Origin of the sequence: Azorhizobium doebereinerae UFLA1-100, assembly GCF_000473085.1 — a bacterium.
Lineage (GTDB): Bacteria > Pseudomonadota > Alphaproteobacteria > Rhizobiales > Xanthobacteraceae > Azorhizobium > Azorhizobium doebereinerae.
This window is the reverse complement of the sequence record NZ_AXBA01000027.1, coordinates 76,195-91,334: the sequence shown is the minus strand read 5'-3', so window position 1 is coordinate 91,334 and position 15,140 is coordinate 76,195. Positions and strand designations below refer to the sequence as shown.

Below are 15,140 nucleotides of genomic sequence, written 5' to 3'. Positions count from 1 at the left end.
TCCGGCAGATCGCGCCAAGGCGAGCCGGTGCGCACGATCCACAGCACCGCCTCGATGAACATACGATTGTCCCGGCCCGAAGAGCCGCGCGTCCGCTCGTCGCCGATGATGTGCGGCGCTATCCGCGCCCACTGCTCATCCCCAAGCACCAGTCGATCAAGAACACCCATCGCTGCCTCATCAAAGGCAGCTTTGAATCACAGATCATTCAGCCCGGGAACCCCAAGAGTCCACACTACCTAGCGCCGCGGGCGCGAACGACCAAAGTTCACCTCCCCGTACCAAGACCGTCCCGATCTCGTCCAGAGGCACACGGCGCGACATCTCCTCTAGTGTCCCGGACACCTGGACCCTCGAGACCAACGCCGGCAGCGACGCGAACGGCATTAGATTGATGATGTAAGTGCCGATCGGTCGCGAGTCGCGAGCAACGAGAGATGATTTGCTCGATGCCTTCGGCTGATAAATTTCAACCCGAAAATCGTCGGTTCCCGGTGGCACACTGAAGACGGCGGTGCCGTCGCCCTCTTTTGCGAAATTAAGCACATCCGACAGCCCCGTGCCGGCCCGCTCCATTGCGCTCATTCCGAAAAATACATCGCACAGCGCCGAGTTACGCGGCGAGGTCAGTTCGCGGACAGGTTCGAACTGACCATGAACGTCCATTTTCAACTCATCAGCAACGCCCTCCGGCAGACGTCCTGGGTTCAAGAAAATGATTCGGTCGTTTGTCTGAGCCTGAATCGTAGCGGGTCGGACGTCGGCATAGTCGCGATGCACCAGGAGGTTGACGCAAAGTTCAATAAGCGCCCGCTCGTGATAAGCCGGTCGCTCTTCATGACGCCCTCGCACTTTAACTTTGAGGGTCGGGTTCACTTCCTTCTGTTCTATCCACTCGAGCAAATCTTTCCGCTGCTGCAGCAGATTGCCGCTTATAACTTTGCGCTTCTTGCTGTCGATCGTCAGCGTGACGACGGAATGCGGCATGAATCTCTGCGGGTCGCGGCCGAAGAGTAGAATAGCGGCTATGCTGGGGCGTTCGATGCCACCGTCGATGACCAAGAGGCCAAGCTCCCTGAGGAAGGACCTTAGTGTCGCCGCAGACGGCTCGCGGAGCCCCAGCTTGCGCGCATATTCGCGAACTGTGCTTAAGGCGAGATCAAGGTCGAGATCGGCGATGGTCGCGCCCTCCATCGGCCCATCGTCGAAGTTTCGGGATTGCGCGGCTGGCGGCGCTCCCAGCGTTCTCTGTTGACGAGCCAGCTTCTTGTCCAGATCAGCGAACAGCTCGTCGAACCCATCAATATCGCAGAGCTTGAAGTTGCTGCCCAGGCGCTCACGGAGGGCCTCCACATTGGGATGCAATTCACCTCCGCCGCGGTGGCACCAGAACAGCCCTTTCTTGAAAGCAAGGTCACCGCCTTCACCCAAAAGGCTGCTCATGATCGAAGGCTCGGCACCGCGGTAGCCGACAACGACTAGCGGCGTCGATTGCAGCAATGGCAGCAAGACACCGACAAGCTTTTGATCAAGTTGCTGCACCTCCTCCGTCAAGTTTTTGTCCGTATATTGTTCCGCCTTTCCGTGTAGCCACACAATCTGCGCACGATTGAATATATCAAACTCACGGAAGTCGTCAGGGCCACGATTTACTTCAGCGACATGGCGAATATGCGGGCGCTTGTCGTTCAGCGCGCGAGGCAGACAGATGTCGAAATTTGTAGTCAGAATCGTGCCGGCGAGCCCGCGGAGCACAAGCTCGGAGAGGTGCCGATAACCAGCACCGATCTCGCCGTCGGGGCTGATGAGATCGAGCAATACTTTCTGCCGATATGCTTGCGGCGTAAGGAGATGCTTGACGGCGAGCGGAAAATTTTCAGAAAGCCTGGCCGGATCGCGGATGAACCATAGCTGTTCTCCAAGCCACGCCATCCATTCGGACGTCTTAACCTGCTCGGGCAGCGCCTTCCCACTGATACGCTCAGCGAAATATCGCCGTGCCATACGTTTAACGCTCTCGTCAGCCAGCGGCACGCCCGACGAAAACGATGCACCTGCGCCCAATAGGATCGTTGGACGAGCTTCGTTGCGAGGGTTGAGAATCGACGCTAGTTCACGCACGCTATCCACGTGGCTCATCACCTGCCTCGCTTGGAATCGGTCACCTGGAACATTAGACGAACATATCGCAAGATGTGGCCCCAAGGGAAGAGGTGACCTCAAGATGTGGGATGCGAAGGGCCTTCGTCGAGTCTTTCGGGCCGCCGTCTTCGGCCGCTGGCTCGATTGCGATTTGAAGGAGCAGCAATCTCCGCCGTCAGCCCGCTGAACGGCCCTGCATCTTGCCACCCAGGACCAACAGGTGGTCAGTCTGTTCGCATACCTTCTCTTGGAATCCACATCCGCTGCCCAACCATCCGGCTCGGTGGTGGGCTGCCGAGGAGCGCCAACCCGTCCCGATAAAGAGCATACCTGTATTCGGAGGCCGCCGGCGATCTGAGACCAGCTTCGTCACCGCCAAACCCAAAGCCGGCAGGATCGAGGCTCGGAAGCTCAAGCGACTCCGGAAGATTGTCTCGGCCATTCCGAACGATCGCGCTCAAAGCGTTGAGGAAGCTCTCGGCGGCCTTCTCCTCCATGGCGAACCATCCAGCGAAATCGTCCCTGCCGCGAGGGAGCGTTCGCGCCGGTCGAATCGGCGGCCACCACCGCGGATGCCAAAATTCGTCAAGCCACTCCGGGTAGCCACCGAAAGGCCAGGCCATCTCCATGCTGCACAAGAAGACCCGGCCCGCATAGGGAATCCGGACGAACAGTGACGGTTGCATATCGTCGGAGCGTTCTCTGCCGCCACGTACCCAGTCGATCCATCGTACAATGCTCGGTGCATCCATTATCGCGAAGTTCGACCGATGCGCGGCAAGCGCGAGGGAGGTGGGCGCGGCCGCTGGGCTTGCCGTCGGCGCCGTTTGGCTCGGCGGAGGTCGCCGGCTACGTGGCTTCGAAATCAGCGTCTCGGCGACGTGAAGGAAAGCCCCCGCGGCTCCCGGTCGGGAGCCAAACGCGATCGAATACCCATGAACGACCTTGCCGTGCGGGGAGGCGGTGGCGAGATGAGGCCGCACCTGCCGCAGATACTTGTGCTTTGCCTCACGGGTCACGCCGGCCGAGCTAACGCTTGCTGCGAAGGACCCATGCGCCTCGGCCAGAACCACGCCATGTCTCGATACTGCTCCGTCGGCGTAGATGAAGTCCGCGTGCGGCGCGAGCGAGCTCGACAGGCAAGAGGCATTGTCTCTCCAGGTGAAGCCCAACGCGTTCATCAGCAAGTCCGTTATCCCGGCACCAACACGCCCGGCGAAGGATGTTCGCTCTGCGTCGGCCAGCACGTGGAGATGCTGCGACAACGCGAAGGCTGCCCCGTCCTCTACCAGCCATTCGACCTGCGTCAGGGCGCTGTCGCCCCAACGCGCCAACATTTCCGGGGGCGCATTTCGGAGAGTTGCCGTCCTTGCGATCGAAGCCGCAAGCGCGCTAGGACCGAACACAAGTGTCGTGTTCGGCGCGGGTGCCTCAAAACCCGATGAAATTGGGCTCGGCTTGTGTCGATGGCGGGTATGTCCACTGACTGTTACCTTCTTCTCAGTGCGCCATATCCCCGGAGCTGACACTGAGGTGCTCAAGACGCGCTCTCGCGCGTCTTGGCATCGCCGGCAGCCGTGTTGGGCGTGCCCTCAGTCATGCGAAGAAACGGGACAAGTCATCCCCCATCGTTGGAACCAAGAGACTACGATCAAGGAATAGATTCCTCATCTCGCAGCTAGTTTCAGCGATCAGGAGACAGCCATGGCATGCTGCGCCGTGGGTGGCTCGATCTCCGCTCCTATCATCCGGTTCATGATCGGCGCACACCGGGTCGTTGGAGCAAATCCGCAAGCGGTCCAAGGCGCTCTTGAGAATGTAAGCAAATCTCGGAGCCGTCGCGACGAGACCGCCAAGTGTGCCCTGCGCACCTGCGCTCGCCGTATAGATAAGTATTCCGCAGCGGTCGACGTCGCCGCCCCCTCGCGTACTCGATAGCGCGTAGACACGTTCCTTCAGCGAACTGGCTGGATAGCCGCAATCGAGGGCGATCTCGGCCATCAACGCGTGAGATATACTATGAAGCAGCACGTAGGCCGTTCCTGGGTACGCCGGCGCCTTCCCAGCAAAACGCTTTTGCCAGTGGCCATATCCAGCCAGCAGCTTTTGATTTCGGACAGCCGTGGCCTCCTTTTGGAGCCATGCGGCAATTGCGGTGGCATCAAAATGGATGAAGATGCCTTCCCCAAACTGCTCGATTGCCGGCAGCCAGTCAGCATCACGCGATATGGGCGCGCCACGAACGCTCAACTGAATATCTTCGATGTCGCCATCAGAACCCGTCGGCGCAGCTTCAAATCGCGTGAACCCGTAGAGGCACGAAACCTCCCTAAGGCGATGCACCGCAACCAGGTTTTTGAGTCCCGACAAATCGATCCCGGCATCGGGGTCGGCCCAAGCCTCTCGCGGAAGAGTCTGGGCGTAGAGCTTTGCGGTCGGATGGTTCGCGCCGATTTCAGAACGGCCGCTGGCAAACGTATCGAACTCGGATAGCTTTGGCGAACGCGTGGCGTCTGTTTTTGCACCTTCGCGAATGCGCTGAAGCCTATCGAAAATGTCGCCGTCCGAATAAGGACCTAGAGACGCCGATACCTTCGGATTGAATTTCTTGGCTTGAGCAACATCCTGGACTGTTTGCACGCCGGCCAGATCACCCGATAGCTCATCGACAAGCTGGCTGAGCTCGTCTTCCTCGGTGGGGAGCGAAATCACCGTGTGAACCTGCGGGAAATAGGTGTTCGTCGCAGTTCGCGTCAGCAACTTGAGATTATCTCCGCACCCTTCAGGGTCCCGGTCAAGCAGCCACGGGCGCTCGCCGCGACATTTGCCGAGCCGCCCTGGCTGGAAGGTGTCCTGAAGGGACAATCTACGGCCGCATCCGCACACGATGCTGGTGTCTGCCGGGTCCGCGCTGGTTCCCTTCTCCTCCACCCACATCGGCTCGTGGCATGCCCCTGAACCGTGGACGACCCAGCGCCAGTCGATATCTTGAAGATGCCCCTTGTCGCAGGCGCACACGAAACGGATCGGTGTCACATCGCTCTTGCGCCCGTCGTCGTATTGGAACTTTCTGCGGCCCTTGCTGTCGAGGTCCTGCCAACGCACCAATCGCCGACGCCGGGTCGTTTTGGCGCCGGAGGTGTTCGTTTCGACCTGCTCGCAGATGAACCATGTCGGGAAGATCGGCGCAGCGACGCCACGGGGCACGCCATCCTTTGAATCTACCGAAGTCGGCGGTGTTCTCAAGGTCAGACTGGCTGCTGGATCAAGGCGCCCTTGCTCCTTCAGAATCTGCTCGAGGCGCATCGTCAAACGCGGCTCTGGAAGGGTCGAGAAGGCGTTGCCCTTCATGTCCCATTGTTCTAGCCCGCCCACCACGACTGACCGCGTTGGCAGATCGATCATTGCCCCCGGACCGAAGGTCGAAATCAACTGGCTTAGGCGTTGAGCATTCTTGGTCATGTGAGATCATCCGCGTTCGCGATCGTGTTTCCGTGAGGATCCCTGACCTTCAGGGTGACATTGGGTTCCACGTCGCGCATGGAACGGCCCGCCACAAAGCGGCGGTGTGGTTCCGCCAAGTTGCCGATTTCCGGTTCGAGCGGCATGTGCAGCAGGCGATGAGGACTTTTCTTTTTGGCATAGGCAAACGCATTGCCGCCCGCCGCCTGCTCATCGGAAGTCTCAATCCAGGCATCCAAGATGTCGTCGATCAGCTTTGACAGAGCAGCGCGACCGCCGGCGATCATGCGCTCCGGCGCTCGATCGACGATCGAGTCTCGGACCAAGTTGCGGATTCCGACATTGTTCTTCAGTTCATTGACCGCGACATCCGGGGTCAGTGCGCCATCCACATGGCGCGCCGCAGCGACCACGACCGCAGCCAAGGCGCGATCCAGCGCCCGTGCCGCCCAGGGTGTGACGCTCGTCGCTTCAACGGCGCGATAGAATGTGCGGTGAAATTGGCCGAATTGCTCGAAGTGCATTCGGTCACGCGGCTTGTGGAGATTCAGAACCGCCAGCACCAAGCCGGGCCTGGAGTGGTCACGGCCGACTCGGCTGGTCGCCTGGATGTATTCAGCGGCCGTCTTGGGCTGCCCCTGCACGACCATGAGCCCTAGGCGCGTGATGTCGAGACCAACCGAGATCATGTTGGTCGCGAGAGCCACATCGACGGTTTCGGCATCCCGGCCAAAGATCGCTTCCAGACGCTGTTTCGCCTTCGCTACCTCGTCCGTAGAGACACGAGATGTGAGCTCCATCGGCTCCTTGATGGATCTATCGGCGAACGGTGTATCGGCAGGGTCCACCCGGCGGCGTTGGGCGCCGTAACGAGCCGCCCGATCACGCACTTCATCCTCGACAATGCGCCGCGCGCCACCCAATTCACGCAACGCGTTGAAATAGCAAAGCGCGGTCATGTACGGATCAGCAGGATTTCTGGCCTTGGCGTCGGCGGTGATATTCGCGTCGTAAGCGGCCTGCGCGGCCGCGACGAGCGTTGTCAGAGACCTCAGGAAGACCAGCTTTGGGCCACGGCCCTGCGCCGCGATGCCCAAATAGAGCCGGGCTGGATTGGTCGATGACGGCACCGTCCGCGCGAAGAAGCTGTCGACACGATCGATGCCAGGCGGCGGGAAAATGCTGGTTGTGTCCCGATCAAACAGAGCGGCGATTTGATCGGCGGCCCGTCTCACGGTGGCGGTCGACGCGACGATCTTCGGACGAACGCGGTTGTCACCGGAGCCTCGCGAGGCAAGCTGATCAATCGCCGCTTCATACAGACCCGCGACCGTTCCAAGGGGACCGGCAATGAGGTGCAATTCGTCCTGGATGATAAGATCGGGCGGATCCAGCGACCAGCCGTTGCCCAATGGTCGGCCTTCGCCCGGCTCGGCCGCCCCATAGAAGCCGACGCCATCTTCGAAACGGTCAACGTGCCCAAAGAAAGCGCCGGTCTCACCGACCCAGGGCAGCGCTGCGAACTTGTCGACCGTAGCGATTAGAAACGCCGGAAGACGCCGGTAGATGGGCTCGTCGACCGTAAGCACGGGCAGCGGTCGATTCCTGCTGAACTCACAGCTGGTATTGGCGCACCGAATTTCCAAATTGGTCGGCGCGTGTTCGTTCGGCGTGCAGGAAAACGATGCCGGCGTGAACTCGGTTCCGCACCACGGACAGGCCTTGAGCGGGGCCGGCGCGCGCTTGTCACGCCCGTTGCGATAGCGCCGAATTCGACCGACCGCTGTTGTCTCGTCAGACTTTCCTTTGCCGCCCAGCTTGTTCGGCGACGCGTCGGAGCCGACCCACAGACCGATCTCGATTGGCCAGTCACCGAGCATCCGACGACCGCGCTCATCGACGTTCTTGGCGTCGGTGCGCATCAGTTCGAGCGCGCAGACGACACCTGCCGCGCGAGCGAGCTGGTCGAGCGTCAGAAGGCGCAGGGTGTAACGCATGATAACGGCGACGCCAGCGCCGAGCACGCCCGATCCGCCCAGCCGCCGGTGTGCAATCACCAAGGCTGCGAGGCCAAGATAGGCCTCGGTCTTGCCACCGCCTGTCGGAAAAAACAGCAGGTCCGCCGTCTCACGATCGACATGAGTCCGGTCGATTAGGCCGGCTATGTTGAGCAGCACGAAGGCGAGCTGAAACGGCCGCCACTGTGGCTCATCAAGAGCACTCGGATCGCCTGTCGCGCCAGCGACACGACGGCGCGCGGCCATGGATACGGATAGATTCATGAACCGGAACGCCGTGCGGGCTTTTGCGTCCGTCGATAGAATCTCGATGCCCTTTGCGATCCTGTCCTTCGCGGTCACCATCTCGGCGACAAGGCGTTCGCCGGTCTCGCGTCGGCGGGTTGGAAGGCCTGCGAGCTTGTTGCGCTCGGCGTCGATCCAAATTCCATAGAGTGATGGCAGATCGGCCAAGGCGGCGCGAAGGCCGGCGCCATCGCCCTCCGCCAACTGCGCGAGCGCTTCCATGCCGAACGTCACCTGCGCCTTGAATTCAGCGTCCTCATTCGGTGCAACGCGTTCGACCTCCGCTGACGGCAACGGATCGGTCCATACCCGGGTCACGCCGTTGGCGCTGTCTTCAGAGGTGTCCCATCCAGCGGCCGCGTTTCGTCCCACGGCCCATTCACGCATGTCGCGATAGTGCAGATCCGCGATCCGCAGGTCCCAATCCTGGGCCCGATAGCCTGAAAGGTCGCGACGCGGACGGAACCCCGTTTCGCTTACAAGTTCGAGCCGCGCCTGAAAGGCGTAGCTGACATCGGCGTAGAAGCGATGGACGGTTGCCCGCCGATTGACGAGGAAGACAGTGAGGGCACGGACGCGCTCAGTCTTGCCGTCTGGCGTGCTGTAACTGAACAAGCGGGAATGGGTTTCCAGCACCAGGCCGCCACCGCGGCGTTGTTCAGCCGCGCTTTCCGGCACGACGAACGGGCCGCCGCGGCCGTCCTTTATGGGAAGAGCCACGACCCGGTCTTTCGGGGTCCGAACCCATTCGACCATGGGGCGCTCGACGCGCTTGGGCTTGCCGTCCTCGCCAAGCTCCTCGGGTAGGGGCTCGGGCAGAAGGATCGCCTCCGGCAATGGCGGTTCGGTTCTATAGTCACCCCAGGAAACGCGTGCTTCGATCGACGTCACATCCGGATCGAGCAACACCGTGAGCCCTACGGAGGACGGCAGAAAACGCCGACGCGCGTTGGGGGCTTCAGGCTCCTCGTTGTCGGTCGCGGCGCCGCCGGCGCCATCGGCGTCCGGCTCCTCGACGTCGATATCCATCTCTTCCTGGGCGGACGGATCATTCTCGTCATCATCCCCGTCCAGGGCGAGCGCGTCCTCTGCAGGCGCGATAAATCCGGCCAGATACCAGCGTGCCGGGCTTTCGTTCAGGCGCTCGCTGGCAAGATCGGCGTCCTGCGGCCGCGGGCCGATGAGGTCGCGACGAAAGACGTCCACGATGTGGGCGCGAATATCTACTGAGTTCGTCATGACCGCCCAAGCCCCTCTGAGATAAACAGTTCTCCAAGGACCTTTTCGAGCCACTTGGTAGTGTAGGCCAATTTCAGGGCCTCTTTAGGCCGATGCCCTGCATCGTCGAGCAGCGCTTCCAGAGCGATCAGTCGATCCTTGAGCCCAAGCCGAACGCCGAAACGCATACTGGCCTTGTCCGGCCCGCACAGAACCCAAACGTCGCTTCGCGTTAGCGCATGCGCCCACAAAGACCGCTCGCCGACGTCCAGTGCAATGTCGGGCGCTCGAATGGCCACGACGGCGCGCTGCGCATCCTCCACCGGATGGACCGCCTTGAGCGACGCCACGAGCTGCGCGGCATCGATCTGCAATTCCGCCCTTCGGCGCTGAAAGCCGGTCTGCGTCTCTGTCACGCAATCCTCGACCGTCTCGACGCTGTAGCCGTTCGAGAGCGCGCGCCAGGATCCGACCCGGAAACACTCCAGGATGGCGTTGGTATCGATGAGGACGGGTCCCTGGTGGCGAGCCATTGGACCTCACAGGTCGACAGGGGACGAAACCCCATGCGTCGTGAAGAGGTCGGCGAGATCGTCAACTGTCAGGTCCAGAAGCGCACCCGCGCGCCGCGCCGAAACGCGGCCCTCGTCAACGGCGAGGCCGATGACTTCCATGAACGGTTTCGAGAACAGCGGCGGCACCGCCGCCGGCGCGGCGTCACGTCCATTGTTGCGGAGCGCAGCATCTGGAACCGACCGCGCGATTGCGGGCTTCAGCCTATCCATGGCGACGAGCCGCCATTTGAGAGCGGAGGCCGTGACCTGAAGCTCATTCGCAACAGCGTTCAAGCGACCAGCGAGATCGCCGACACCAATCGCCGACCAATCGCCATACCGATCGAGCACCTGCGTTGGCATCAGAACCGCCGACGCGAAATTGTTGGCGAGTTGCTCCACGCGATTGCCGCCAGTCTCCCGCGCCTCCTCGGAATGCTCCGGCGGCATCGCATCCCACGTGAGGATATGGAAAAGCTCGTGCGCCAGGTCGAAGTGGCGTCGCCCCTCGACCTCGTGCCGATTGATCACCACCACATCGAGTTCCGGCAGACGGCAGGCGGCACCCGAAATGCCCTGAAACGCATCCACCATGAGCACGAGGATGCCCAACTCGCGCTCCATCACCTCGACGAGGCGCTTCGCCGGCACGTCACCCAGCCCAAACTCGGCAACAAAGCGCTCTCCGGCCTCCATGGCGTCTTCGAAGCGCTGGTGGCGCGTGATGCCGAGCGACCGGCGCAATAACGGCGCCGATCGGCCGACCTGAGGCGCGATAGCGCGGAACGCTGCGATCCAGCGGCCGGCGCTCCGCTCATAGGCGCTCAGCTTTTGCGGGCCGACATCGGTTTGCCGCCACGAAAAGCGGCCTTCGCCAACGAGTAGGAATGGATCGGTGAAGTAGTCCAGCGATGCGCCGAGCTTCTCGACGGCGAGGACGAGTTCCTCTGCCGTCACCCGCCGCTCGCCAGTTTCGATCGCCGAAACAGTCTGACGGTCCTTAAAACCGAACAGGCGCGCGAGGTCGTCCTGCGAGAGCCTTCGCTCCTCGCGCAACGCCTTGATCCTCGCTCCTATGAAATTCGTGGTCATGACCGCCTCCCCGGATGGGTATAATCTTGCAAATGGCCAATTGCAAGATTATCTTGCGTTTAAGGGGTCGAGTCGGTCGGCCTTCGACCCATGGAGGTTCGGATGACGGATAAGCGGGTATTCATCGAGCGTCGCCCTGGCGAAGGCGACTATGCGGTTCGCAAACCAGGTTCAGAGCGGGCCAGCGTGGTCACGCCGACGCAGCGGGAAGCGATCGACTGGGCAAAAGACCGCGGCGCAACGCCCTTGGTTGAGCGCGTGCGAGAGACGAAGGGCGGCAGTCCAGACAAGTGGCGCAAACCCTGATCGGCAGGGCGAGGAAAGCTCATTCGCAGTCCTCGCCCTCAAGCTCTTCTGGTTCTTCCTCGACAGCCACCAGCCCGGTGGCGCGTTCTTGCGCCGCGCGGGTGGCGTTTAGGGCGAGCAGGCGGGCGAGGACCTCGTCCTTAAAGTCAGATGGCCAGTCGAGGCGGGTCTTGGGCGTCTTGCCCTCGTCGGCCTCCTGCTCGAGGAATTCGGGTGCAGCGCGGTCGGCCAGATCGTCCCAGCCATAGGCACGCAAAACGGCGACATCCATCTCGTGATGAAGGCGGCGCAGGCGGGCGATGTCCGCGCCGTTGTCGCCGCGTGCGTGGAAGCGGTTGTAGGTTTTGGTCAGGCCTTCGTTGCGGGCGACCATCAGTTCGGCGCGGAACGCGTGATATGCCTCGCCGGCGACTTCGAGTGCGGAGTTGGCCTCGAAGTTTGCGGGGAGTGGATATGTGCGGAAGCAATCGGACGGAGTGTAACGAAGTCGATCTTCGAGGGTAGACGCAAAAAACCAAGCCCAAATTTCATGGGCACGCGCTTGTAACACTGAAAAGGCAGAGAATTCTGAATAGGCGAATATATTTAGTGTGTTTGCAAAAACAGACCTGGTTCCGATCATACTTACGGCCAGATGAGGTGCTGTGAACAGTATAGCCTGGACGATTGGAAGCCCATCAACGGCTGCAACCAAGCCGGGCCGTTTTTCCGCATACTGCCACCATCGGTCTCTCAAGGCGTCTCGCTTCTGAACATCGCGTTCAGGCTTCACTCTTCGCCGAACGATCTCAATGAGATCGGGCCAATCCTCAGCTACCTCTTTGGGATAGTCTGTTGGGACAACACCATCGCGCAACCACTCGCGCCGACGCTTCTCACACGCCTCTGTTCCTTCGTTCAGAAACCAAGATTGCAGCGTCGGCTCACGCCGCAGCGGCCTGTCAAAAAAATCGATCACGTACCGATGATGCGCATGCGTCGGGGAGTTGTTGACCTCCTCGCCCCCGATATAAGGAAAAATCCGCTCTGCATTCCTCGGGTCCTTCGCGATCAGCGCTCTCATCGTCTCAAGGCTTTCGGCCTCACCTTTCGCGGCGGCTCCATCGTCGAAGGTGAAGCCCATGCCGAGCACGATTGACCCTTGGAACGCCTTGCCGGAATTGGCCGCCAGCGCCACCGGCGATGTATCGAGATCGCCCTCGACCAGATAGGCTGAGATGCGGCGCACTTCCTTCGTATCGAGCACAGGCGAGGCTGCCTCGCCCTTCACGATATGGACGACGGAGACGACGACCGCCGCCTCCCCCGGCCACTTCAGCCGCCGCGTGGCGCGCAAGATCGCACCGCCATCGGCGATAATCTTGGTCAGCCCCGATGAACGCGTATCGCCCTGCCCGATGGTGTTGGTGGCGATAAGACCAAATACGCCACCTTGCCGCAGCAAGCCGAAAGCGCGTCGGAAGAAATGCGCAACAAGGTCCGCGTTGCCATGCGCACCCGAATGGAGCGTTTGTAGCCAAGGTAAATAATTTTTGGAGTTGCCGGCGATAATTGTGTTCTTCCCGGCAAAAGGCGGATTCCCTACAATGGCGTCGAACCCTACATTGTCGCGCGCGAACACCTCGGGGAACTCGACCTGCCAGTGAAACGGCGTGAGGCCGTGCTCTCCCGCACGCAGCCGAGCGGCCGCGGCTTCCAGCAAACCCCAGCGCGGCGGCATGCTGGAGATTTGGCTCTCAACATCGGCGCGGGCCTTTTCGCGCGCCTTTGCTTTGTCCGCCGCAAAAAATGCCGAGATCACTGCGTCGCCCATGACACGGATAGGTGAGACTTCCGACTCAAGATTGCGATGACGTGCCTCTTGGATGGCGCGCATCGTATCGTCTGGCGCGTTCTGGATTTCAGCACGGCCCTTCATTACCTTTGCCACGTTGTCTCGCACCAACTGGCGAAACAACGGCAGCCCCGGCTTCGATTCATCCCAGTTTGCTGCGGCGATCTGCGCCGTCGTCAGCCCGACAAGGCTATCGCCGCATTTCAGCGCGTGATCGAGGAAGGTGAATTCATGATCTCGCGCCAGCGTGGCCAGCCAGAGCGACAAGCGCGCCAAATCGACCGCGCGCGGGTTCTTGTCGACGCCATAGAGGCATCGCTGCGCCACCAGGCGGCGGGCATGTAGCTCCTCATCTTCATCCGCCGGGATTTTGGGCCGCTTGTCAGGCCAGCGCGCCCAGGCGGCGACCAGCCGCTCACCCAAGGCGCGGCAGGCCTCGACCAGAAAGGCGCCGGACCCCATGGCCGGATCACACAATTTCAGTTCCAGCACCTGCTCTGGCGTCGCGTCTGGTCCGAGCTTCCCGAAAGCTGGCTCCAACGCGTATTTGACGATCGGCGCGGTGAGTGACCGAGGGGTGTAGTGACTGCCGGTCCGCCGCCGTTCTCCGGTAGGCTGCAGGATCGGCGTTCCGAATGCCGCGACCCGCTTCTTTGGCGACCCGCGCTCGTCGACCATGCCGTCGAGCGCCGCCACCAGATCGTCGACGCTCTTGGCATCCTCGACCGGCTTCCCCTGCGCCGCAGTCAGTGCGCGGCCGGCATTCTCCTTCAGTTCCTTGATCCGGTCCTTGCCCTTCTTGGCGACAAGGTCGTCGAGAGCGACGAACACCGGCGTCTTGTTGTTCTTGCCCGCCTTGATGGCGAGCACGCGGCTTTTGGCGGCCTCGACTGTGAAGCCCATGACGGTTTCATAGACCGAGCCGATCTGCTCGACGTCGAGGGTCCGGTAGGACAGTCGTTCGCGCTCGGCGCCGCGCAGCTTCAGGGTCATCAACCCTTCGAGGATGCGCAGCAGGCACCCGTCGGACACAGCCAGAATTCGGGCCGGCTCATCCTTTGAGGCACGGCCTTCAAGGAACGGGAATTCGTCCGGATCGAACAGCTTGCCGCCACGCGCTTGCACGAAGCCGGTCTTGTGGCCTTTGTGGATCAGCCGAAACAGCGCCAGCAATCCGCCCCATCCGCCGCGCCGCTCGTCCATGGTGTCGGGATTGAGCGTCGCGTCTTCCGTGAGCTTCGCGTAAAGCCCACGAACCGAATAGCTGGTCTCGTAGACCTCCCGCGCGCGGGCATCAGATCGAGACGGAAGCAGGTCCCGGTCCTCAGCATAGAGTACAAAGACTAATCGCATCAGGACGGTCAGTAACCCCTCATAGAGATGATCGGGACGACTGGCCGCGAGTTCGCGGACGAGCGCGGGTTCAGCGCTGTCGAGTCCGCGCAGCAGCTCGTGGAGCGCGCCGAGCACCTGCTCGGCGAGCGCGGTTGAAACCAGGGCCTGGGCGTCGCGGCTGTGCTTAAGCAGCGCCGGCAGACGCCGGTTATCAGCATCTGAGAACAGCCGAAACCGATCAAGCAAGAGCTTCAGGCCGCCGAGCATCGGCCGACCGGCGACCATCGCCATAGGCCGGATTGGAAAGCTCTGGTGGCCCGACGTTTCGCCGCGCGGCGCATAGATTAGGCGAAACTCGGGGTAGTACCGAACCTCTCCATCCTTGCGTTCGTCGCGCTCGGAGATCAGCAAGCCAGCAAAGACGCCCGTGTCACGCAACAGCCGCTCGAAGCGCTGATGGGGCGTCGCCTCCCAGCCGTCGAGGGCGTTCCGGGCATCAGGATCCACTCCTGACGCCTCGATCCGCACGAGAAGTTGCCAGCGGCGATCACCGTCACCGAGCTCCGCGACAGCCCATGTCGGTTGAAGTGTGGTGCCGTGCTCCGGGAGCGCCACGAGCAGTTCGTCCGGAATGGCCGGACCGCCGGGCGCACCAGCGACGTGGCGCGCTTCCCAGCCCAGAACCTGTTCGAAGAACGCCCAGGGATCAGTGAGCGCAGGCTTGGAAAGCTCTGAGCCGATAATCTCGGCAACCTGGCCGGTGTCGATTGGCGTTTGCCTAAGCGGCAATAACCCCAATTCTTTGAGGAGCGTCGGCGCGACGACGAGGCCCACCGGGGGCACATGGTCGAGCCATTCGAGATCGGGGTCGCGATAGGTTTCTGCAGCCATGGC

At 61.6% G+C, this 15,140-nt stretch carries 9 protein-coding genes; 1 reads left to right on the top strand and 8 read right to left on the bottom strand.

What is annotated here, in order from left to right; translation table 11 throughout:
- The 7 genes from YU1_RS30125 to YU1_RS0118655 form a co-directional block, all read right to left on the bottom strand.
- Positions 1-170 (bottom strand): transposase (locus tag YU1_RS30125; RefSeq protein WP_035715886.1); only part of this gene is annotated, 170 nt, incomplete at its 3' end.
- 34 nt (positions 171-204) lie between these two features.
- Positions 205-2,139 (bottom strand): SIR2 family protein, encoded by a 1,935-nt coding sequence (locus YU1_RS0118675; RefSeq protein WP_156922246.1) that lies wholly within the window; start codon positions 2,137-2,139, stop codon positions 205-207.
- 227 nt (positions 2,140-2,366) lie between these two features.
- A complete protein-coding gene (locus tag YU1_RS0118670; protein ID WP_029005385.1) occupies positions 2,367-3,479 on the bottom strand; it encodes a hypothetical protein in 1,113 nt (370 codons plus the stop codon).
- A 259-nt stretch (positions 3,480-3,738) separates the two neighbouring features.
- On the bottom strand, positions 3,739-5,604 hold the full coding sequence (drmB, locus tag YU1_RS32830; RefSeq protein ID WP_084539967.1) for a DUF1998 domain-containing protein: 1,866 nt from the start codon (positions 5,602-5,604) through the stop codon (positions 3,739-3,741).
- Positions 5,601-9,146, bottom strand: coding sequence for a DISARM system helicase DrmA (gene drmA / locus YU1_RS0118665; protein ID WP_029005384.1), 3,546 nt, complete (start codon positions 9,144-9,146; stop codon positions 5,601-5,603). The genes drmB and drmA overlap by 4 nt, the downstream gene beginning before the upstream one ends.
- Positions 9,143-9,658: a hypothetical protein gene (locus tag YU1_RS30120; RefSeq protein ID WP_051357014.1), complete on the bottom strand. Its 516-nt coding sequence runs from the start codon at positions 9,656-9,658 to the stop codon at positions 9,143-9,145. The genes drmA and YU1_RS30120 overlap by 4 nt, the downstream gene beginning before the upstream one ends.
- A 6-nt stretch (positions 9,659-9,664) precedes the next feature.
- Positions 9,665-10,771, bottom strand: a complete 1,107-nt coding sequence (locus tag YU1_RS0118655; protein WP_029005383.1) for a helix-turn-helix domain-containing protein — start codon at positions 10,769-10,771, stop codon at positions 9,665-9,667.
- A 102-nt stretch (positions 10,772-10,873) separates the two neighbouring features.
- On the opposite strand from YU1_RS0118655, the gene YU1_RS32825 reads away from it, so the two are divergent.
- Positions 10,874-11,077 carry a DUF2188 domain-containing protein gene (locus YU1_RS32825; protein ID WP_084539966.1) on the top strand — a complete coding sequence of 68 codons (204 nt, stop codon included), beginning with the start codon at positions 10,874-10,876 and terminating at the stop codon, positions 11,075-11,077.
- Between the two features lie 19 nt (positions 11,078-11,096).
- Here the strand turns inward: YU1_RS32825 and YU1_RS30115 are convergent, their stop codons facing one another.
- Entirely contained in the window at positions 11,097-15,137 is a 4,041-nt protein-coding gene (locus YU1_RS30115; protein WP_035715893.1) for an SAM-dependent methyltransferase, read from the bottom strand.
- Positions 15,138-15,140 lie beyond the last annotated feature (3 nt).

Coding starts and splice junctions, on each gene's coding strand:
- YU1_RS0118675 (WP_156922246.1), bottom strand. CDS start 2,139: ATGAGCCACGTGGATAGCGTGCGTGAACTAGCGTCGATTCTCAACCCT.
- YU1_RS0118670 (WP_029005385.1), bottom strand. CDS start 3,479: ATGTTGGCGCGTTGGGGCGACAGCGCCCTGACGCAGGTCGAATGGCTG.
- drmB (WP_084539967.1), bottom strand. CDS start 5,604: ATGACCAAGAATGCTCAACGCCTAAGCCAGTTGATTTCGACCTTCGGT.
- drmA (WP_029005384.1), bottom strand. CDS start 9,146: ATGACGAACTCAGTAGATATTCGCGCCCACATCGTGGACGTCTTTCGT.
- YU1_RS30120 (WP_051357014.1), bottom strand. CDS start 9,658: ATGGCTCGCCACCAGGGACCCGTCCTCATCGATACCAACGCCATCCTG.
- YU1_RS0118655 (WP_029005383.1), bottom strand. CDS start 10,771: ATGACCACGAATTTCATAGGAGCGAGGATCAAGGCGTTGCGCGAGGAG.
- YU1_RS32825 (WP_084539966.1), top strand. CDS start 10,874: ATGACGGATAAGCGGGTATTCATCGAGCGTCGCCCTGGCGAAGGCGAC.
- YU1_RS30115 (WP_035715893.1), bottom strand. CDS start 15,137: ATGGCTGCAGAAACCTATCGCGACCCCGATCTCGAATGGCTCGACCAT.